General features: G+C 64.7%; 13 protein-coding genes and 1 tRNA gene. 4 read left to right on the forward strand and 10 right to left on the reverse strand.

The window, feature by feature from the left end:
* The first annotated feature begins 110 nt into the window (after positions 1 to 110).
* Positions 111 to 761: a GNAT family N-acetyltransferase gene (locus JOE69_RS00220; protein ID WP_309795048.1), complete on the forward strand. Its 651-nt coding sequence runs from the start codon at positions 111 to 113 to the stop codon at positions 759 to 761.
* On the opposite strand, the gene JOE69_RS00225 is transcribed toward JOE69_RS00220, so the two are convergent.
* The 8 genes from JOE69_RS00225 to JOE69_RS00260 all read right to left on the reverse strand — a co-directional run bounded on the left by JOE69_RS00225 (position 737) and on the right by JOE69_RS00260 (position 11160).
* Complete coding sequence (locus JOE69_RS00225) at positions 737 to 1669, reverse strand: L-tyrosine/L-tryptophan isonitrile synthase family protein (protein ID WP_309795050.1); 933 nt, start codon at positions 1667 to 1669, stop codon at positions 737 to 739. The two genes, JOE69_RS00220 and JOE69_RS00225, sit on opposite strands and share 25 nt — an antisense overlap.
* Positions 1666 to 2976 (reverse strand): cytochrome P450 family protein, encoded by a 1311-nt coding sequence (locus JOE69_RS00230; RefSeq protein WP_309795053.1) that lies wholly within the window; start codon positions 2974 to 2976, stop codon positions 1666 to 1668. The genes JOE69_RS00225 and JOE69_RS00230 overlap by 4 nt, the downstream gene beginning before the upstream one ends.
* Positions 2973 to 5300: a heavy metal translocating P-type ATPase gene (locus JOE69_RS00235; RefSeq protein ID WP_309795055.1), complete on the reverse strand. Its 2328-nt coding sequence runs from the start codon at positions 5298 to 5300 to the stop codon at positions 2973 to 2975. Before JOE69_RS00235 ends, JOE69_RS00230 begins: the two co-directional genes overlap by 4 nt.
* Positions 5300 to 7351 (reverse strand): cytochrome c oxidase assembly protein, encoded by a 2052-nt coding sequence (locus JOE69_RS00240; protein ID WP_309795057.1) that lies wholly within the window; start codon positions 7349 to 7351, stop codon positions 5300 to 5302. The genes JOE69_RS00235 and JOE69_RS00240 overlap by 1 nt, the downstream gene beginning before the upstream one ends.
* A complete protein-coding gene (locus tag JOE69_RS00245) occupies positions 7348 to 8178 on the reverse strand; it encodes an ABC transporter ATP-binding protein (RefSeq protein WP_309795059.1) in 831 nt (276 codons plus the stop codon). The genes JOE69_RS00240 and JOE69_RS00245 overlap by 4 nt, the downstream gene beginning before the upstream one ends.
* Complete coding sequence (locus tag JOE69_RS00250; protein ID WP_309795061.1) at positions 8175 to 9275, reverse strand: FecCD family ABC transporter permease; 1101 nt, start codon at positions 9273 to 9275, stop codon at positions 8175 to 8177. The genes JOE69_RS00245 and JOE69_RS00250 overlap by 4 nt, the downstream gene beginning before the upstream one ends.
* Complete coding sequence (locus tag JOE69_RS00255; protein ID WP_309795063.1) at positions 9262 to 10374, reverse strand: ABC transporter substrate-binding protein; 1113 nt, start codon at positions 10372 to 10374, stop codon at positions 9262 to 9264. Before JOE69_RS00255 ends, JOE69_RS00250 begins: the two co-directional genes overlap by 14 nt.
* A gap of 177 nt (positions 10375 to 10551) precedes the next feature.
* Positions 10552 to 11160, reverse strand: a complete 609-nt coding sequence (locus tag JOE69_RS00260) for a hypothetical protein (protein ID WP_309795065.1) — start codon at positions 11158 to 11160, stop codon at positions 10552 to 10554.
* A 683-nt stretch (positions 11161 to 11843) separates the two neighbouring features.
* On the opposite strand from JOE69_RS00260, the gene JOE69_RS00265 reads away from it, so the two are divergent.
* Positions 11844 to 14663, forward strand: coding sequence for an LPXTG cell wall anchor domain-containing protein (locus JOE69_RS00265; protein ID WP_309795067.1), 2820 nt, complete (start codon positions 11844 to 11846; stop codon positions 14661 to 14663).
* Positions 14664 to 15222: 559 nt separating this feature from the next.
* Positions 15223 to 16068: an ROK family protein gene (locus tag JOE69_RS00270; RefSeq protein WP_309795069.1), complete on the forward strand. Its 846-nt coding sequence runs from the start codon at positions 15223 to 15225 to the stop codon at positions 16066 to 16068.
* Positions 16069 to 16122: 54 nt separating this feature from the next.
* Here JOE69_RS00270 and JOE69_RS00275 read toward each other — a convergent pair whose 3' ends face one another.
* Positions 16123 to 17073 (reverse strand): formylglycine-generating enzyme family protein, encoded by a 951-nt coding sequence (locus JOE69_RS00275; protein ID WP_445344327.1) that lies wholly within the window; start codon positions 17071 to 17073, stop codon positions 16123 to 16125.
* 128 nt (positions 17074 to 17201) lie between these two features.
* Here JOE69_RS00275 and JOE69_RS00280 point away from each other — a divergent pair, with 128 nt between their 5' ends.
* Positions 17202 to 18680 (forward strand): arylsulfatase, encoded by a 1479-nt coding sequence (locus tag JOE69_RS00280; RefSeq protein WP_309795074.1) that lies wholly within the window; start codon positions 17202 to 17204, stop codon positions 18678 to 18680.
* A gap of 62 nt (positions 18681 to 18742) precedes the next feature.
* Here JOE69_RS00280 and JOE69_RS00285 read toward each other — a convergent pair.
* Positions 18743 to 18825, reverse strand: a tRNA-Leu gene (locus tag JOE69_RS00285).
* Between the last annotated feature and the right edge of the window lie 52 nt (positions 18826 to 18877).

Here is an 18877-nt window from a genome sequence, read left to right on the forward strand (position 1 = left end):
GGAAGCGGGGCGTGGATGCCATCCAGGCCGCTCTGGGCACAGAGCAGTAAGCGAACTCCGAAGACTAATAGCGTGAAGACTAATAACGTCAGGGACGAAAGGCCGTGGGTATGGAACTGGACTCGGCGATCAGCGGTTGGGTGCATGGTTGGGCGCATTCGAGGCGGAGCGGCTGGCCGGAGCCGATGGCCGGTGGCTTCTCGATTGCCGTGCACAACGCGAAAGAAGCGACGCGCTACGTTCTCCAAGACGGCAATCCGGATCGAATTCGGGCGCTGGCTGCGGCGGTATCTCAGGAGCTGAACTGGATCAAGGCTCCGGGTACTGAGGCAGGGCTGCGCGATTGTTTCCCCGAAGGTTGGCAGTTCGGCCCACCCCTGTTCCTGATGGGCACAGGGCTTTCCGCAGTGCCGTCGGAACTGCAGTTGTTGCCGCCCGGTTATCGGCTGTTCGTCGAGCCTGAGGCCAATGCCCGCCAGGTCTGGATCACGGACCACGACGGCGCGCCTGCCGCACGGGGCCGAATCGGCATCGCGGGCGGGGTCGCCGTGGCGGACCAGATCGTCACGGAAACCGCACATCGACGTCGGGGGCTGGGGCGGGCGATGATGAACTCCTTGGCCGCCGAGGCGGTTGCCGGAGGCTGCAGCTCGGCGGTGCTGATGGCCTCGGAAGCGGGGCGTGGACTCTATTCCGCCTTGGGTTGGGAACTGCTGAGCCCGTTCGTCGAGGTCTGCTACCGCTCGGCACCGAGTTCGTAGAAATCCGGCCGACCGTGCCGCAAGCGCAACTGGGCATCCGCCGGGACCGCATCGCGGCGGAGCAGTTTGAGGCTGCCATCGGCCAGCTTCAGCGGCGCGGAATGCCACGGGGTGGTCCACACCGAATCGGAATCCAGCAAGCGCAGGCCGAACTTCTCCGAATCCGGCGGTTGCGGATGGATTGAAAGCCGCACCGCCTCCGGGAATTCTTCTGCGACGATGCCGCCCCAGGCCATGCTGCGTTGCAACACCTGGTAAGCCCGACGTCGGCAATCACGTTGCAGTGCCGAACGCGTGCCTTGGTGGTCTACCGAGTCGTCGACCAGGAATCTGATGATGCCCCGGTAAAGCGTGGCCAGCGTCGGATCGGCGCGCACTTGGCCGCGGAGTTCGTCAAGGCCGGGACCGTACTGCTCGATGATCGCTTGCCGGCGGGGTTGCTCCATCCGGCCCGGGTAACGGTCGCGGAGCGAAAAGAACACCAAGTGCTTCAGGCCTTCAGCCTCTGCGGTTTGCCGTAGGTCGTCGAAATAGGCGTCGATGGCATCCTGGTCTACGCCGATCGCGTCGGCGAAAATATGCCCGTCACTACAGATCGCCAAGCTCACGCCAGCCGGATGCACCGCCTCGATCTGCGCGCACAAAGCATTGAGGAATCGCAGCGAAGCGCGTTCTCCGGCGTCGGGCAGTGCGCCCATCACCTTCGCTGGATTGGGGGATTTGCAAGGAAACCCGGGCAGCGCGAAGAGCAGCCGGCGGTCGGTGCCGGCCACCTCTCCGAGCGCTTCGAGAATCCGCGGAAAGTCCGCCGGGCGGCTGGACCCGCGCGGCTCGGCGGTGCGCCGGTACGGCAACAACAGCTCCAGGATCCGGTGGGCCGGGGATCGGACGGCGGCCACTGCGGTCATCGACGCAGCTCCCGGTAGCTCACGGGAAGGCTTTTCAGGCCTCGCGTCAACACCGCGGCAATCCACGATGGCGGTTCGGCGGAGGAGTCCAGGGCGAGCCCCTCGAGCCGGTCGAAAAGCCTGCCCAGGCCCCAGGCCAATTGGCTCCGGGCCAAGGCCGCGCCAGGGCAATAGTGCGGGCCGGCACTGAAACCGAAGTGACTGCTGCGCCGTTGCCGGCTGGATTTGAGCTGCGCAACGGATTCGGACCGCCCGCCGAAATCCAGCCGGTCGCCGCCGGGCAAGTCCCGATTGGCCGCATTCAGCGCGACGATCACCGAATCACCCGCGGGGATCCGGGTTCCCCGAAAATCCGTGTCGACCGTGAAGAAGCGCCAAGTGGCCAGGGCGAAAGCTCCGTCGTAACGGATCAATTCATCGATCCACAGCGACCGCGCCTCCGGCCGGGAGACGAAATCGGCCCGGGCTTCCGGGTGCTGCAACAAGGCCAGCATCGAGGTCGACAGCTGGTGGGTCACCGGTTCCTGACCGGCCACCAAAAGCTGAAAGACCAACGAGGACAGCTGGTCTGCGCTCAAGCTCCCGGCAGCCTGTGCCCGGACCAAACGGGCCAGCAGCCCGGAGCGTTCCGGCCGGGCGGCGTCAGCGACCACTTCGGCGATGTACGCCTCGAGCTCCCGCAAGAGCCGTTCATACTCGGGACGCCAAGGGTCGTCCGGTCCGACCGGCTGCACCACCTTGCCCCAAGCGGGGTCGAAGCCGTCGGCGAGCCGGGGCGGCAAACCGATCGCGAGCGAAAGCACCCGGAAAGGCAGCAGCGCCATGTATTCCGGAACCAAATCCAGGCCTCCGGAATCGGGGAAGCCATCGATGAGCTGATCGGCGTGATCCGCTATCCGGCCTTCCAATTCCGTTGCTGCGCGCGCGGAGAACGCGGGCAGGATCAGTTTCCGCATCCGGGCATGCACTTCGCCGTCCTGGTGCAGCAGATGCGACTGCAAACGGGTGTGCTGCGGTTCCGGCATGATCGAGGCTTTGGCCCGCCATCGCGGATTGCCGACGTCGTGGTTCTTCCGGATGTCCGGATGCTGCAGGAGTTCAGCGGCGGCGTCCGCCCCGGTGACCAGCCAGGCGTTGACCCCGCTGGGGAAGCGTACCCGGTGCACCTGCCCGTTCCTGGTAAGGTGCTGGAACACCCGGTAGGGATCCTGGACGTAGGCTGCGCCGAACAGCTGCACCGCGCCTTCGGCATCCCGTTCGAACGGCTCAGCGCGATCGGCTCCGAGCCCGGTCACCGGGCAGCTCATCGGGACTCCTCGGCGTCGTCGGAGGCGGGGTCGCCGACTGCCGCAGGTGAGTCGGAGCTCGCCGTGAAGTTGCGCAGCCGCAGGCTGTTGGTCACCACGAAGAGGCTGGACAGGGACATCGCCGCACCGGCGATGAGCGGATTGAGCAGGCCGAAGGCGGCCAATGGGATCGCCGCCACGTTGTACACGAAGGCCCACACCAGGTTTCCGCGGATGGTGCGCAGGGTGCGTCTGGACAGCACGATCGCATCGGCGACCACGCGCAGGTCCGGACGGATCAGAATGATGTCGGCAGACTTCATCGCGACGTCGGTGCCGCTCACCATGGCCATGCCCAAATTGGCAGTGGCCAACGCCGCCGCGTCATTGATCCCGTCGCCGACCATCGCAATCCGGCGCCCGGCTGCTTGCAGATCCGCCAGAACCTTGGCCTTTTCCGTCGGCAGTACCCCGCCGATCGCCTGTTTCATGCCCAACTGGGCGGCGACGTCGTCTGCGGCGCGCTGCCGGTCCCCGCTGAGCAGCACCGTGTGCAGGCCCAGTCCGTGCAGCATTCCGACGGCTTCGCCGGCGCCTTTGCGCAGCGAATCCTGCAGCGCGTAGACCGCACGGGCCACCCCGTCCACGGCCAGGAAGACCAAGGTTCCGGTGGCGTCGTCCAAAGCGGACGGCGGGCGTGGCACGCCACGTTCGGCCAGCAGCGCAGCACTTCCGACCAGCACTTCTGCGCCCTGGACCACGGCCCGGACGCCTCGGCCCGGCAGCGCGCCGAACTCTTCGGCGAGCGGGGCGCGCAAGCCGTTCTGCTCGGCGAAGCCGATGATCGCCCGGGCTGTGGGGTGTTCCGAGTCGGCCTCCGCAGCGGCGGCCAGCGCGGTGAGCTGTTCCGGGGTCTGTGGGCCGGCCGGGTCCGCGCCGGCCGCGACGTCGAACACCGCCATCCGGTGCACGCTCATTTCGCCGGTGGTCAGGGTCCCGGTTTTGTCCAGCACCACGGTGTCGATGCGGCCCGAAGATTCCAGCGCCTGTTGGCTTTTGATCAGGATGCCCAGCTGGCTGCCGCGGCCCACGCCGACCATCAGGGCCATCGGGGTAGCGAGCCCCAACGCGCAGGGGCAGGCGATGATCAGCACCGAGATCGCGGCGCCGAAGGCCTTCTCCGCGGAGTTTCCGCTCAGCATCCAGGCGGCGAAAACCAGAACCGTGAGTACCAGGATCACCGGAACGAAAACCCCGACGATCCGCTCCACGAGGGCTTGGATATTGGCCTTGCGAGTCTGGGCGTGTTCTGCGAGCGCGGCCAGTTGGGCCAGCTGTGTGCTTTCGCCGACCTTGAGCGCACGGACCAGCAGCCGTCCGTCGAGGACCACGGTCCCGCCGATCAGCCCGTCGCCGGGCGCTACCGGTTTGGGCTCCGGTTCGCCGGTCATCGGCGAAGTGTCCACGCCGGCCTGGCCGGCGAGCACTTCGCCGTCGCAGGCCACCCGCTCACCGGGCCGGACCACGAACTGTTCGCCCACCCGGAGCTGCGAGATTGGAATCAGGGATTCCTGTCCGTCGCGCAGCACCCGGACCTCGCCGACCGCGAGCTTCGCCAAGGCGCCGAGCACCCCGGAAGCCTTGTGCCGCGACTTGGCTTCGAAATAGCGCCCAGCCAGCAGGAAGGTGGTGACGCCGGCGGCCACTTCGAGGTAGATCGAGTCTGCTCCCGGCGGGGTCTGGCCGAAGCCGACCCAATAGCCCGGAGTGGTTTTGTCCGAGAAGATGATCGCGAAAACCGACCAGAAATACGAGGCCAGCACGCCGAGCGAAACCAAGGTGTCCATGCTGAAGCTGCCGTGCCGGAGATTTTTCGCCGCGGCCCGATGGAATGGCCAGGCGCACCAGAAGACCACCGGAGTGGCGATCAGCACGCACAGCCAGTCCCAGAACGGAAAGCGCAGGTCTGGCACCAGGGCGAGCACGATCGCGAGGTTGCCCAACGGCAGGGTCAGGACCGCGGCCACGATCAGCCGGCGCAACAACATCGCGCTGCGTTCCGGGGCGCTGGTCTCCGGCATCGAAGAAGCGCTCCGGACCACTGCGGTGGCTCCGTAGCCGGCCGCCTCCACGGCGGCCACGGCCTCCGCGGTCCGTTCCGCGGGCAAGCCGCGCAGCACCGCCCGTTCGGTGGCGAAGTTGACCGTTGCCGCCACGCCGTCGAGCTTGCCGAGTTTCTTCTGGATCCGCACCGCGCAGGCCGAACAGGTCATTCCGGTCAACTGCAGTTCGATCGGCGGGTGTTCCGCCGCCGCGGTCCCGGGTTCGTCCAGCCGTGTGTCCATCACTGCTCTCCTTGCCGGGCGGCGTCGCGATTCGGCTGCTCGGGTTGCGGCCGGTTGCGGTCGGAAAGCGCCGCCAGCATGTCGTTGTAGTTGTCCAGGCTGTCGTCCAATCCCTGATCACCCCGCCGGTCCTTGCGTTTGGCCTCGCGCTGATCGGATCTGGACCATTGGGTGAGCAAGGCGATCACGACCACGATCAGCGGCAATTCGCCGGCTGCCCAGGCCACTCCGCCGCCCAGGTATTGGTCGGCCTTGAAATCGGTGTTCCAATCCGGTTGCAGGGAACGGTAGAAGTTTTCCCCGATGATCGTGGTCGAAGACATCACCGCGACCGCGAAGAAGGCGTGGAACGGCATTGCGGCGAGGGTGAAACCCAGTTTGCCGATGTAGGGCATCGGGCGGGGCGCGCGGTCGATGCCGATCACGATCCAGTAGAAGAGGTAGCCGGAAATGATGAAGTGCAGGTTCATCGCCTGGTGCGCCCAGTGGTAGCGCATGCCGAGTTCGAACAGCGGCGAGAAATACAGCGCGTAATAGGAGCCGACGAAGATCGCGAAGACCAGGAGCGGATTGGTCAGGAAGAGCGAGATCTTCGAATGCATCAGGGCATTGATCCATTCCCGCGGACCGCTGGGCGCACCGGGCTTGGCCGGGCGCAAGGCGCGCAGTGCCAAGGTGACCGGACCGCCGAGCACCAGGAGCACCGGGGCCAGCATGTTCAGTCCCATGTGCCCCATCATGTGCAGCCCGAAAGATCCAGGCGAGCGTTCCGCCCAGACCGACGAGGTGAAATAGTAGACCGCGAGCCAACCGAGCAGCCAGCTGATGGTCCGGCCCTTGCTCCAGACATCGCCGCGGTTGCGCAGGGTGCGCACGCCCAGCAAGTAGAGCAGCACCGCGATGATCGCAATGCTGCTGAACAGCACGTTGGCGCGGCCGGGCAACAACCAGCCGATGAAGCTGCGGGCTCCGTCGATGGAAAAACCGAGGAAGTTCTCCTGGGTGCTCTGCACCAGCAGGTAGCGCGGCGGGATCGTCCGTTGCAGGGCGAGCAACGCGCCGAGGAAGACCGCGCCCAAGCCCAGCAGCGCGGTCAGCCGCCAGCGATAGCCGGCCGGGACCTTGGCCTGCTCGGCCATGGCTCGGTTGAACTGCCGGGCATTGGACCAGGCCAGCAACGCCGAGCCGGCGGCGGCGAGCAGCGCGACCAGGAAAATCGTTCCGTAGCTGGAATCGGTGGGGGCATTTCCGGCCAGGCCTTGGTAGGCCACGGCGGCGTAGCCCACGAGCGCGACCCCGGCGCAGATCCAGGACATGACGTGGAACCGCCGGAACCCCTGTGCGCTGAGCTTTCCACCAGCGGCCAAGAACCAGTACACACCGAGCAGGCTGCTGAGCCAGAGCAGCGCCGCCGGCACGGCGAAGCCGGCCGCATCGGAGGCGAAATCATGGTCGGCACCGACCGAAACCTGGCCGACCAGCACGGTGAGCAAGACCGCCGAGCAGAGCAGCACGAGCGAGACGAACCGGCTGACCCAGGTCTGCCACAACAACAGGGCCGGGACGATCACCGCTGCGCATAGTGCGGCGAACACCCAAGCCTGGGCTGCCTGGGTGGTGTCCAGGAAGACCATGAAACTGCTGGAGACCACCCAGTTGAGCGGGACTCCGTTGTTGTCCGCGGCGATGAAACCGATGAGCAGCAGACTGCTCAAGCCCCAGACCACGGCGAAGCCGGCGGCACGCCGGGCCGCCGCCCGGCCGGAATCCCCAGCGGCATAGCCCGGACCGCCGAAGAAGCAGAGCAGTCCCAGCTGGGCGAGCGTGGCCACCGCGCCGAGCCACGCGACGGTCCGCAACACCGAGGTTGCCACGGCGGTGAATACGCCTGGATAGCCGCGGTTCAACGAAGCGTAGAACTCCTCGCCCTGCAACAGCGGAAGGAGCAAGGCGAGCAGGACCAGTGCGCCGGCGACGCCGGCCGGCAATGCCGGATGCGGCCGGATTTTGGGCCGAGGCAAGCCGGTGCGGTCGTTCGGGAGCGCGTTCATGCACAGGCCTCAGTGATCTGGGCGGCGGGGTTGCTGCGGGCTGCCGGGCCGAGCGGTGCGCACTGGATGCCGGCTTTGCCGGTGAGCCGGTTCCGGGTCAGCTCGGCTGCGACGCCGAACACCAAGCGCATGTTTTCCGGGTTGAGCACCGTTTCCGGCGGGCCGGCGTCGTAGATTTTTCCCTGGTGCATCAGCAGCAGATGATCGGCGTGCGCCAGCGCCTGATCCAAATTGTGCAGGGCCAGCAATACGCTGCGGCCGGTCGCTCCGGAGACGAAGCCGTCCAGCAAAGCCAGCAAGTCCAATTGCGCGGCGATGTCGAGGTGGTTGGTGGGCTCGTCGAGGATCAGCAGCGGTGCATTCTGGCACAGCGCCCGGGCCAACAGCACCCGTTGCCGCTCGCCACCGGACAGCGAAGCGAAATCCCGTCCCGCCAATCCGGTGCAGCCGGCGTCCTGGAAGGCCTGTTCGATCAGCGCCCGGTCGGCCGCGTCAAGGCCGCTCAGGGCGCGGGCGAAGGGCGTCCGGCCCATGCTGACCACTTCGTAAGCGGTGAAGCCCAGGCCTTGGCTCTGCTGCTGCGGCAAGACGGCGCGGCTTCTCGCCGCCGCGCGTGCGCTCGACTGCCAGATGTCGCTGCCATCGATCAGCACCGAACCGTGGTTCGGCTTGAGCGCCCGGTAGGCGGCCCGGAGCAGGCTGCTTTTGCCCGAGCCATTGGGTCCGACCACCGCAGTGATCGACCCGGGTTGCAGCGTGAGCGTGGCATCGTCGAGGATCGCCCGATGGCCGATGCGGACCGTCACGTTGTTCAATTGGAGACTCATACTGCGCGTTCCTCTTTGCGGGTGCGGAGCAGCCAGAGGAAGAATGGTGTTCCCAAGGCTGCGGTGAAAATGGTCAGCGGATATTCGTTCGGCGGATCGATCAACCTGGAAGCCAAATCGATGAGCACCAGGAAAATCGCTCCGCCGGCCAAACTCAGCGGCAAGAGCTTCCGGTAGTCGGAGAATCCGAGCATCCGGAGTCCGTGCGGGATGATCAAGCCGACGAAGCCGACCGCGCCGGCCACGGTGACCGCCACGGCGGTCAGCAAGGCGCTGGCGACGAGCAATTGCCAGCGCAGCGAGTTGACGTTGATCCCGAGGGCGACGGCGTCGTCGTCGCCCAGGGCCAGGGCGTTGAGTTGCCGGGACCGGGCCACCAGGAACAGTGCGGTGATTCCGGTGACCACGGCCAGTATCGGCAGCTGCGACCAGGTGGCGCCCGCGGTGCTGCCGAGCATCCAGAACAAAATGCCCCGGACCTGGGCCGGGTCCACATGCAGTTGGATCAGCGTGGTTCCGGCCATCGCGGCCTGGCCGAGCGCGACGCCGGCCAGCACGATCCGGTATCCGGAGAGTTTTCCGGAGCGTTGCGCCAAGAAAACCAGCAGGAGCAAGGTCAGCAGGGCGCCCACGAAAGCTGCGGCGCTCACCCCGAGCCCGGCCAATGCCGTGCTGCCCAGCGCCATGACCGAGATCGCCCCCAATGACGATCCCGACGAGACACCGATCACGAACGGATCGGCCAATGGATTGCCCACCACGCCTTGCAGGACTGCGCCGGCCATCGCCAAGGCCGCTCCGACCAAGGCGGTGAGCAGGACCCGGGGGAGCCGCAACTGCCAGATGATCTGCTGGTTCAGCAGCATGCCCGGATCGGCAGCCGCCGCGCCCTGCCCGCTCAGGTTGCGGCCGATCACCGCGAAAATCTCCCCGGGCGGGACGGCGACCTGGCCCAATGCGGTGGCCAGCATGATGCTGCCCGCCAGGCCGATCAGCAGCAAAGCCGCAGCCAGCCCCGCTTTGCCCACCGGACGGTGGGCGAAGCGGACGGCCGCAGACGTTGCGCCGACGGCTTCCGGCGGTCTAGTTGAACGCATCTGGGTGTGCGACCTTGGCGATCTTTTCGATGGCGATGGCGTTCTGCGGTCCCAGGTATGCGCTATCCGCCAACGTCACATAGCGGTTGTTTTTGGCAGCCGACCACTGCGGATAGGCGGCGAAGATCTTCGCCGCCTCGGCGGCGAGGTCCTCGCCGGCGCTGAATCCGCCGAGGACCAGCACCTCGACGTTGGCCGCAGCCAGCTGCTCGGCACTCAGGCTCCGGGTGAAGGTCCGGTCTTTCCCGGAGAACGCGTTGCTGGTTCCGGCGGCCTCCAACAACGAGTCATAACTGCTTCCGGTCAGGACCGCCGGCAATCCGCTGGAGTTCATCATGGACATCCCGGGGACCGCGATCAGCGCTTGCGGTTTGTCGTTGTTCCCGGGCTTGGTGGCAGCTTCCTTCTGCACTGCCGCCTGGACCTTTTGCACGCGTTGATCGATCTGGTCCGAGAGCTCGAGAGCCTTCGCCTCGACGTCGAAGACATGGCCGAGCAAAGCGTAGTAGGTCTTGGCCGAAGTCCAGGACGCTTGGGCCAGATCCTGCTTTTCCGCGTCCGTGGCGTCGGTTTTGCCGAGTGCGCACTGCGCTGGATTGACCAGGGTTTTGGCTCCGATCGCGGCCAACTGTTCCCGTGTCGCCATGCCCTTGCCGGCGTCGAAAGCGGCCGACGAATTGGCCAGCACCAGATCGGGCTTGAGGCTGAGCAGGGTCTCGGCGGGGATGTCCTTGCCGGTCGGCGTGTTTCCGTTGGCCGAAGGCAAGGCATTGATCTTCTCCGCCATGCCCGGCTCGTCGTAGACCCCGTACCGTTGCGCATTGGCGATCACGGTTTTGTCCAGGCCCAACGCGATGACGCTCTGCACCTCTGCGATGGATTGCCCGTTCAGGATCACTACTCGGCTCGGTGCCTGGTCGAAGGTTTGGCTCAGACCGCAATTTTCTACGGTATAGGGGTAACTGGTGGCCTTTGCCGACTCAGTCGGCGGAGCCGGGGAATTGCCGGGCGAATAGCCGGCGGTGCTGCCGCAGGCGGCAACGGCCAGCAAGGTTGCGATGGCGCCGACGGCGATTGCCGAACGGGAAAGGGGATGCATGGGTTCTCCGAAAGAAGCTGAACAGAATGGCTGGCAACCGATGCCGGGGTGCTGCAGAACGCAGGCCCGGCCGATTGGTCGGAAACTCGGAACCCGCAGCAGAGCGGGATCCGCAGACTGCCGTGGCAGGAACTGCACGGCTGATCGACCGGTGGCTGGAAGGCGCCGAACCGGTGGCTAGTGCGTGCTGAGCAGCCGAGGAGGTCCGCGGTATTGCAGCCGCAGGAAAACGTCACGTGAGTTGAATGCAGCCAGCCGGGTGCGGGCCGCGACCCGCGGATGGACTTCCTGAGCCGGCAGCAGCGCGGCGAGCAGCCGGAACAATGGGCGTAGCAGCAGCGCCAGGATTCCGACGAACTGCCGGGCGACCCGCTCGCCCCGATGGAAGGCGGCGATGGTCAGCAGCGCGGCGCCCAGGTGCGCGGCGAGCATGGTGAGGTCCATCCCTGCCACCGCCGGTTCGGCGACCCCGGCCGGAACCCCGAAGAACGCATGGTGATGACCCGCGGGCACGGCGCTGGACGGGCCGAAACCAGCGTCGCCGAGCAGCGCGAAAAGCCCGTGGAAAATCACTTGGGAAAGCAGGACCGCGACGGTCAGTCTGGGCAAGCTCAGCGTCTTCCCGGCCAGCGCGGTGCAGACCAGGGCGGACAGCACGAGGGCGAGCAAAAAGGCGATGCCGAGTGGGAAGGCGCCTCCGCCGATGGTGTGCGAACAGGCAGCGACGGTGGTGGCGAACAGGGCTGCGATCCAGCCGCGGACGAATCGCGCACTGTGTGCGTTCATCTGGCCGGCCTCCTCCGCGATTCGATGCCACGCGTTCCGGAACGATTCTACACGGCGTCGAAATTCAGGTGCGTTGCCGGAACAGTCTATCCGTGCCAGCTGGCCGTTGTCGTACCACGGCCTCGCAGGCAGCCCGGTGCTGCGGTAGTCCGCCCCGGAGCCTGCGGCACGATGTCCGAGGATTTAAAATTAGGTAACCTTACTATGCAAAAATTAATGACTTCAGCGAGGGCCTTTGCCGCAGATTAACTAGAGACTTTGGTAATTTTGGTAACCTACTATGCGTAAATTAGTCGACCAATTCCGTTGCAACCCTGACTAAGTCGCCTTAGTCGAATCTCGTTGAATCATGGAAATTGCTTCGTGGATCGATTGTGAATAGACAATAAAATATTCAATGTGTTAGCCTCATCGTGTGTTCTTGGGGGAGGATCGCCTTTCGTAGCCACGTTCTTTGGGGGGATGCGCTTGTCGCGACCGCGTTTTTGGGGGGAACGGTTGTCGTATTTCAAACTGTGTGGAACACGCTCATCGTAGTGTTCCGGATTGCTGAATATTTTAGTAATCCGGAACTGGCTGATCGGATGTCCATGTTTATTCAGAGAAAGCGAAAGAAGTCTTCGTTGAAGGTTTTCTTTGCGTCAGTTATTTCAGTATTTTTAGCGGTTGGTCTGGTCGGGGCTGTGGCTGTTCCGGCATCGGCCGATGTCAACGACTATTCGATCGGCATCACTGCGCCGGAATCCGTCGGAGTCGGTGACGGCTTCACGTACACCGTGACGATCGACGGCGACCCGGTGGTCAAAGGGGCGGTCTTGACCGCGACCTTGCCGGAGGGGGTCGTTTTCGAAGCGGTTGCGACCGGGGAAGACTCCCCTGTGGCGGCCTATGAATACGATCCGGTAACCAGAAAGGTTTCCTTCGTCTTGAAGGACCTCGAAAAGCCGCTTTCGTCTTTTAATTTTTCGGTGACCCAGGACGAAAACGAAGCCAAAGACGAGAGCTCGGTCTTTGATGTACGAATCGAAGGTTCTGCCACCTCGACCGGCAGCGTTCCTGCCGATACCGCAACCACCAGAGTGACCGGGCAGTGGGGCTACCACGCGACCAAAACTTTCAGCACCCTGGTCGGCTCCGGAAATCGCGAAGTCACCTACTACTTCAATGTCGGCGGGCCTGGTCCGGACACCAACACGTTCACCACCTGGGCCCAGCGGCTCAGCGACGTGCTGCCGGCCGGGGCGGAGATTCGCGGGACCTCGGCCGCCCCGGGAGTGTGGACGATCACCCCGGCGGCGGATGGCGGCACGTCGGCGGTTTGGCAGCGCGACGGTCGGTACGGACCGGAGGCCTCCTCGATGACCACGGAGACCGCAGTCTGGCTATCGGTGTATTATCCGCCATCCGTCTTCCCCGATGGGCAGTTGCCGCCCGCAAATACCGTGGCGCTCGAGGTCAAGGACAACAGCGGGAACTGGCGGGCCCAGACACCGGGGAACACCCAGGTTCCGGAGCTCGGACAGGGATCCAGCAAGAAGATTTCGCTCGACAAAACCATCATGGGGGAATCTGAAACGTCGACGGTCGGAAACGGGATCTGGCAGAGCAGTTATCAGGTCCGGGCCTCTTATCAGAACAGTCTGGACGCCGAAAAGCTTGATCGTTTGGTGGTGACTGATCAATACGCGGGCAACGAAGAGTTCTTCGACCATATGGAAAATTACCGAATGGCCGTCCGTTTCAATGCGGTTCTGCAGGCGGACGCGTTGCCCTTCAGCTATGAATACACGACGAACGTTCGCACTTCATGGCAGAGCTTCGATACCAGCGGATTGGACACCGGAACCGACTTCCTCCTGACCACCCAGGTCGAGGGTTCGCAGAACTTTCAGAACGCGGACGGGTACAGCCAGGTCCTCAATCTCCCAGCAGGCGAGCGGATCACCGGATGGCGCGTCACGGTCGGTCCCGGAGGGGCCATGATCTCCGGCGGATCACAGGTGACGGTGACTCCCGGATTCATCGCAAGTTACCCGTCGCTGAAAGATGGAAGCGCTGCGCCCAGCACGCCCATCTCGAACCAGGCCGTGGCCGATGGAGTTCTGTCCAGCGGGGCCGTCATGAACCAGGCTTCGGATGAAGCGAAGGTCAAGGTCGTCGACGTGGTTCCGATCATTACCGTGATCACCGCGCCGAGTGCGATCGAGGTGGGTGGCACTGCGGTCTACCAGGCGAAAATCGCCAACCTCGATCCAGCTGGACGTTCGTACCAGGATTCAGTGATGCGGGTGGTACTCCCGGCCGGGGTCTTCTATGATCCTGAGGTCGGGGTCAGTGCGGTCTATGAAAAAACTCCGACAAGCGGCATCCAGGTTCCGTTGGAAGGCCAGGGCCTGAGCGTGCGCACGGAAAGCATTCGGGTAGCTGGTGTGGAGCGCCAGGTCGTGGTTTTCGATTTCAAGCAACTCGAATCGGTGCGTTCCTGGGATTCGGCCAAGGACCGCCGGGAGCCCGCGGACATGTTCGACTACAATCTTCCGGTCCGGGTTCTGCCGCAGGCCTATGATCCCAACGTCTCCCGGGTCACCGCAGAGTCTTGGGCGTACACCACCGACCAGCCCTATTCGGGGATTGAAATGTGGTTTGCAAGCGGCTATTTCGACCAGGACGTCCATGGATTCAGCACTGTCCTGGAACGCATCGCCAAGTCCACCGGGACCTCGCGGGTTTTGACCGCAGGTGGGCTTTTGGTAGGCAAGATGGTCCGCGATGCGGACAAGACTGATTGGTCGTTGAGTGACACGGTGGAGTCGCCGGGCCGGGCCGATTGGCAGATCTATGTCACCAACACCCTGCCTGATCCGCTGACCGACGTGGTGCTCTTCGACCGGCTGCCGGCTCCGGGCGACGGGAGGGGGTCTGACTTCCAAGTGACCTTCTCCGGTCCCGCCGTGGCGAATATTCCAGGGGTGAAAATCGAGTACTCTACGGATGCGACGGCGGCGGACAACGGCAGCTGGAGGGAAAGCCCTGAAGCGGCCACCGCTATGCGGCTCAGTTTGCCGGCGATCGCAGCTGGGGAGTCAGTGACCGTCGTGGCTCCGACCACAGTGCCAGAAGGGGTTCGACGCCAAGCCGCGGCGATCAATGACGTGAAGGCCAGTGGTCTGTACCAGGGGCTGAAGCGTGATTTCGTCTCGAATCAGGCGAAGATCCTGGTGGATTCGGACGATCCGGTCACGCCGCCGACCGTGGAGCCACCGATCACGCCGCCGACCGTGGAGCCACCGATCACGCCGCCGACCGTGGAGCCACCGATCACGCCGCCGACCGTGGATCCGGGGGGCGGGACGTCCGAAAATCCATCGCCATCGGAATCCGCAGTGGCAGGCGAATTGCCGACGACCGGCAGTGCCGCCACCGGCATGGCGGTCATGGGCGGGATCTTGCTGCTGCTCGGCCTGGCCACGCTGCTGCTGAAACGTCGTGGGGGACACTGCTGAGCGGCTCTCGGACGACTCACTGATCCACTAACGATTGGCATCGAATCCGAAGCGACCGGAGGGAGTGGCTGGAGTGCGCTCGAACTGCGACCCAGCCACTCCGTCCGGTATTTTGCCGAGCCGGGTTCCGGCCGCTGCGGGGAATTTGGCGCGATTGTTGTGAGCACTGGGCGAAGACCCGATTCTTTCTGCGCCGAAAGACCGCAGGCGGATCAAATTGCGGTCGGGCGCCCGGGAAGGAATTTGAATGATAAGGAACGGAGAACCTCTGCTCGGGTCAAAGCCCTCGCCGTCGGCATCGTTGCGGGTGATTGAGGCTCTGCGGAAACTCGGACCTTTGACGCGCCGCGAGTTGGGCGAGCAGACCGGATATTCCAGGGCCACGGTCTCCCAGGTGACGAATCAACTGATCGATTCGGGAACTTTGGATGAGTTGGGCGAGTGGGAACCGGCGGACGGGCCCCGGGCCCGGGGTCGACCGTCGGCGAAAGTCCGGTTGAATCCACTCAGAGCCACCCAAGCAGGTTTGGAAATTGCTTGCAACCGGATGGCATTTGCATTGTGCGACAACGCCGGTCTGTTGATTCTTAGCGGCAGCGAGCCGATTTCGCGGAAAATTGGGCTGCCCGAGCAAGCCAACCGGCTCACCGCGATGGTGCAAAGGCGGGCGGCCGAGGCCGGAATCGATTTAGCCAAGTTGGACCGAGTGGTGTTGGGGCTACCGAGATCGCAGTTTCCGGAAATGTCGTCGGCGAGCCAACCAGGTGAAGCTTTCCGCACGACCGAGCCGCTGATCGAGTCGCTCCGCCAGGTGATTCAGGGGGGCTTCGGTGCGCCGCTGAGCCTCGTCAACAATACGCGGATGCGTGCACTGGCCGAGGCCCAGTATTTTCGGGGCAACGAGTCCGATCTGTTTTTCTTGGGAGTCGACCACGAGATCATCGGTGCTCTCGTGCTTGGCGGCGTCCTCCAAAACGGGAGCCATGGGCAGGCCGGCGATCTCGGTCATGTCTCGGTGCGCCTGGATGGTGCGCCATGCAGGTGCGGTAACCGAGGTTGCCTGGAGCAGGTCGCCAGCATGCCGGCTCTGCTGGCTGGCGAGGGACTGGCAGATCCGGGTGAACTGGCCGAGGGCATTCTGGCCGGCGGGTACGCGGAGCCGCTGGCCAACGCAATCCGGGGGCTGAGCCAGGCCACGGCAGCGGTCGTGACCTTTTTCAACCCCGGGACCTTGGTACTGGGCGGCAGCGTCATGCAACTTCCAGGATTTTTCCAGTCGGCAAAGCTGGCGGTGCTCGGCTCGGTTCCGGGTCGGATCAGCAGCTCATTGCAGGTGGAACCAGCCGCCGGGGATGGCGTATCAGGTGCCATCGGGGCCATGATTCTGGCTTTCCAATCCGGTTGACCGGGCTGTCGCGACCGATTTGCCGACCGGGTCACGACAGCCCGGCGCCGAAAGTCAGGCCTGGCCGGCCACGGTGCGGAAACCCAGGTTCCCGCTGGCCGAATCGGGCGTATTCGAGCTGCGCGCGGCCACCCGGTAGCGGTTGCAATAGGAAGCATGGCAGAGATAGCTGCCACCCCGCATCACCCGGGCGATTCCGCTTTCCGGACCGACCGGATTGCGGTCCGGACTTTGCGCGTAATAATCCGCCGAGAACCAGTCGGCGCACCATTCCCAGACATTTCCGGCCATGTTCCGAAGCCCGAGGCCGTTGGCCGGGAAACTGTGCGCCGGTGCGGTCCCCAGGTAGCCGTCCTCGAGCGTATTGCCGGAAGGAAAAGTCCCTTGCCAAATATTGCTGTGCGGCTTGCCGCCGGGGCAGAGCTCGTCCCCCCAAGGGTAGCGCGCCCCGGCGAGGCCGCCGCGGGCGGCGAATTCCCACTCGGCTTCGGTGGGCAAGCGGCGGCCGGCCCATCGGCAGTAGGCCATGGCGTCATGCCAGCTGACCTGGACCACTGGGTGGTCCGGAATGCTTCGCCAATCCGAGCGGCTGCCGGCCGGATGGCGCCAGTCGGCCCCGCGTACGGTCAGCCACCAGGGGGCGCCGCCGACGGCGTGGAGAAGTTCTTCCGGGCCGCCGTCGAAGAGCAGATGGAACACCGCAGAGTAGCCGAAGCGTTCCGATTCGGTCCGGTATCCGGTTGCGCCGGCGAAGGCGGCGAATTGCGAGTTCGTCACAGCGTGCAGATCGATCGCGAACGGATCCAGACTGACCTGGTGCACCGGCAGCTCGCCGTCCGCCGGGTAGCCTTCGGCGAAGGCGTCGCCCATGGCGAAACTGCCGCCGGGCACCTCCGCCGTCGGATGCCCGGCCAGTTCTGGCGCAGCGGCCGTCATCCCGTCCGGTTCCGGGACAACCCGAGGGTCGAGGGGGTGGTTCGGGGAATCCGGGGTGCAGCAGCCCATGATGCCTTTCGAGGGACGAGTGTTGTCATAATATGACAGAGTCTGATTGAGATATTCGATTTTGCATCATGAAATGTCGCGAGGCGGTGGCCGGACGGCAATCCACGGAAAGTCTGGGAGCGCAATCGATGAATGGACGCAAATCTCCGAATGTACTCCTGATCTGTGTGGACCAATGGCGCGGTGACTGCCTGTCCAGCCAAGGGCATCCGGTGGTGAAAACGCCGTACCTGGATTTGTTGGCCCGGGACGGGGTGAACTTCGATGCCGCATATTCGGCGACGCCCACTTGCGTGCCGGCCCGGGTGGCCCTGATGACCGGGCAGTCGCAAGAACGGCATGGCCGGGTGGGCTACCAGGATCTGGTGCCGTTCCAGGAAGCGCACCCGGTCCCGACGCTTGCCGGGTCGTTCCGCGATGCCGGGTATCAAACCCAATGCGTGGGTAAAATGCACGTCTACCCGGAGCGCGCCAGATTGGGTTTCGACGACATCCGGTTGCACGACGGGTTCCTGCACGCTGCGCGACGCCGTGCCGAACGGGATTTGGCATCGATCGACGACTATCTGCCCTGGCTGCGGAAACAGCCCGGGATGACGGCGACCGAGGACTACACCGACAATGGGCTCAACTGCAACAGCTACACCGCCCGGCCCTGGGACAAACCGGAGTCGACGCATCCGAGCAACTGGGTGGTCACCGAGGCGATCGACTGGCTCCACCGGCGTGACACCACGGCGCCATTCTTCCTGTATCTTTCCTTCCATCGCCCGCATCCGCCGTTCGATCCGCCGCAATGGGCGTTCGAGCAGTATCTCGACGCGCCCGTGGCGGATCTGCCGATGGGGGACTGGCTCGATGACTATGCCGAGTTCCGGGCCGACGGCGACGCCGATGCGGTAGTCGGTGCCGCAGACCCGGAGAGCCACCGCCGCGCGGTCGCCGGCTACTACGGGCATATGAGCCATATCGACGGCCAGATCGAACGGTTCCTCGCCGCGCTGGAGAATTTCCAGCTGCGCGAAGAGACCATCGTGGTCTTCACCTCGGATCACGGCGACATGATGGGCGACCACGGGATGTACCGCAAAGGCCAGCCCTATCAGGGCTCGGCGCGGATCCCGCTGATCATCTCGGTGCCAGGCGCGACTACTGGGCTGCGCCGGCACGTCGCAGACGTCGTGGAATTGCGAGACCTGATGCCGACGCTGCTGGATGCGGCCGGAATCCCAGTGCCGGATTCGGTGGACGGAAAGTCCCTGTTGCCGATCGTCCTGGACCCCGTTGCGGGACCGGTGCGCGAGTATCTGCACGGCGAGCACGTCCTGCTCGGCCAGTCATTGCAATGGCTCACCGATGGGCGACGCAAGTTCGTCTGGCTGTCCGGCAGCGGCCGCGAGCAGTTCTTCGATCTGGAGCAGGACCCGCAGGAGCTGAGCAATCTGGCCGCGGATCCGGATCGCGCGGAAGAAGTCGGCCAGTGGCGGGATCGGCTGATCGAAGCACTCGAGGGCCGTGAAGAGGAATTCGTCGCGGACGGCGGATTGCTGGCCGGCCGGCTGGTTCACCCGACCGCAGCACGGATCCGGGGGCTTGCCCGAAGCTGAATGCGGTGCCTGAGGAACAAAAGTGCTCCCGGATCATGTGATCCGGGAGCACTTTTCGATCGTGCGCGGAGGGGGACTTGAACCCCCACCCCGTTTCCAGGACTAGCACCTCAAGCTAGCGCGTCTGCCATTCCGCCACCCGCGCAGGTGGACTTTCCCAAGCCTCTTTCCGGATCGAAAACCGGTCTGAAACTCAC

It is taken from the genome of Arthrobacter russicus, assembly GCF_031454135.1.
Taxonomy (GTDB): domain Bacteria; phylum Actinomycetota; class Actinomycetes; order Actinomycetales; family Micrococcaceae; genus Renibacterium; species Renibacterium russicum.

What these genes read in the sequence shown, in the direction of transcription:
- JOE69_RS00220 (WP_309795048.1), top strand. Translation starts at nt 111, where the DNA reads ATGGAACTGGACTCGGCGATCAGCGGTTGGGTGCATGGTTGGGCGCAT.
- JOE69_RS00280 (WP_309795074.1), top strand. Translation starts at nt 17,202, where the DNA reads ATGAATGGACGCAAATCTCCGAATGTACTCCTGATCTGTGTGGACCAA.
- JOE69_RS00235 (WP_309795055.1), bottom strand. Translation starts at nt 5,300, where the DNA reads ATGGACACACGGCTGGACGAACCCGGGACCGCGGCGGCGGAACACCCG.
- JOE69_RS00275 (WP_445344327.1), bottom strand. Translation starts at nt 17,073, where the DNA reads ATGGGCTGCTGCACCCCGGATTCCCCGAACCACCCCCTCGACCCTCGG.
- JOE69_RS00255 (WP_309795063.1), bottom strand. Translation starts at nt 10,374, where the DNA reads ATGCATCCCCTTTCCCGTTCGGCAATCGCCGTCGGCGCCATCGCAACC.
- JOE69_RS00250 (WP_309795061.1), bottom strand. Translation starts at nt 9,275, where the DNA reads ATGCGTTCAACTAGACCGCCGGAAGCCGTCGGCGCAACGTCTGCGGCC.
- JOE69_RS00225 (WP_309795050.1), bottom strand. Translation starts at nt 1,669, where the DNA reads ATGACCGCAGTGGCCGCCGTCCGATCCCCGGCCCACCGGATCCTGGAG.
- JOE69_RS00240 (WP_309795057.1), bottom strand. Translation starts at nt 7,351, where the DNA reads ATGAACGCGCTCCCGAACGACCGCACCGGCTTGCCTCGGCCCAAAATC.
- JOE69_RS00245 (WP_309795059.1), bottom strand. Translation starts at nt 8,178, where the DNA reads ATGAGTCTCCAATTGAACAACGTGACGGTCCGCATCGGCCATCGGGCG.
- JOE69_RS00230 (WP_309795053.1), bottom strand. Translation starts at nt 2,976, where the DNA reads ATGAGCTGCCCGGTGACCGGGCTCGGAGCCGATCGCGCTGAGCCGTTC.
- JOE69_RS00260 (WP_309795065.1), bottom strand. Translation starts at nt 11,160, where the DNA reads ATGAACGCACACAGTGCGCGATTCGTCCGCGGCTGGATCGCAGCCCTG.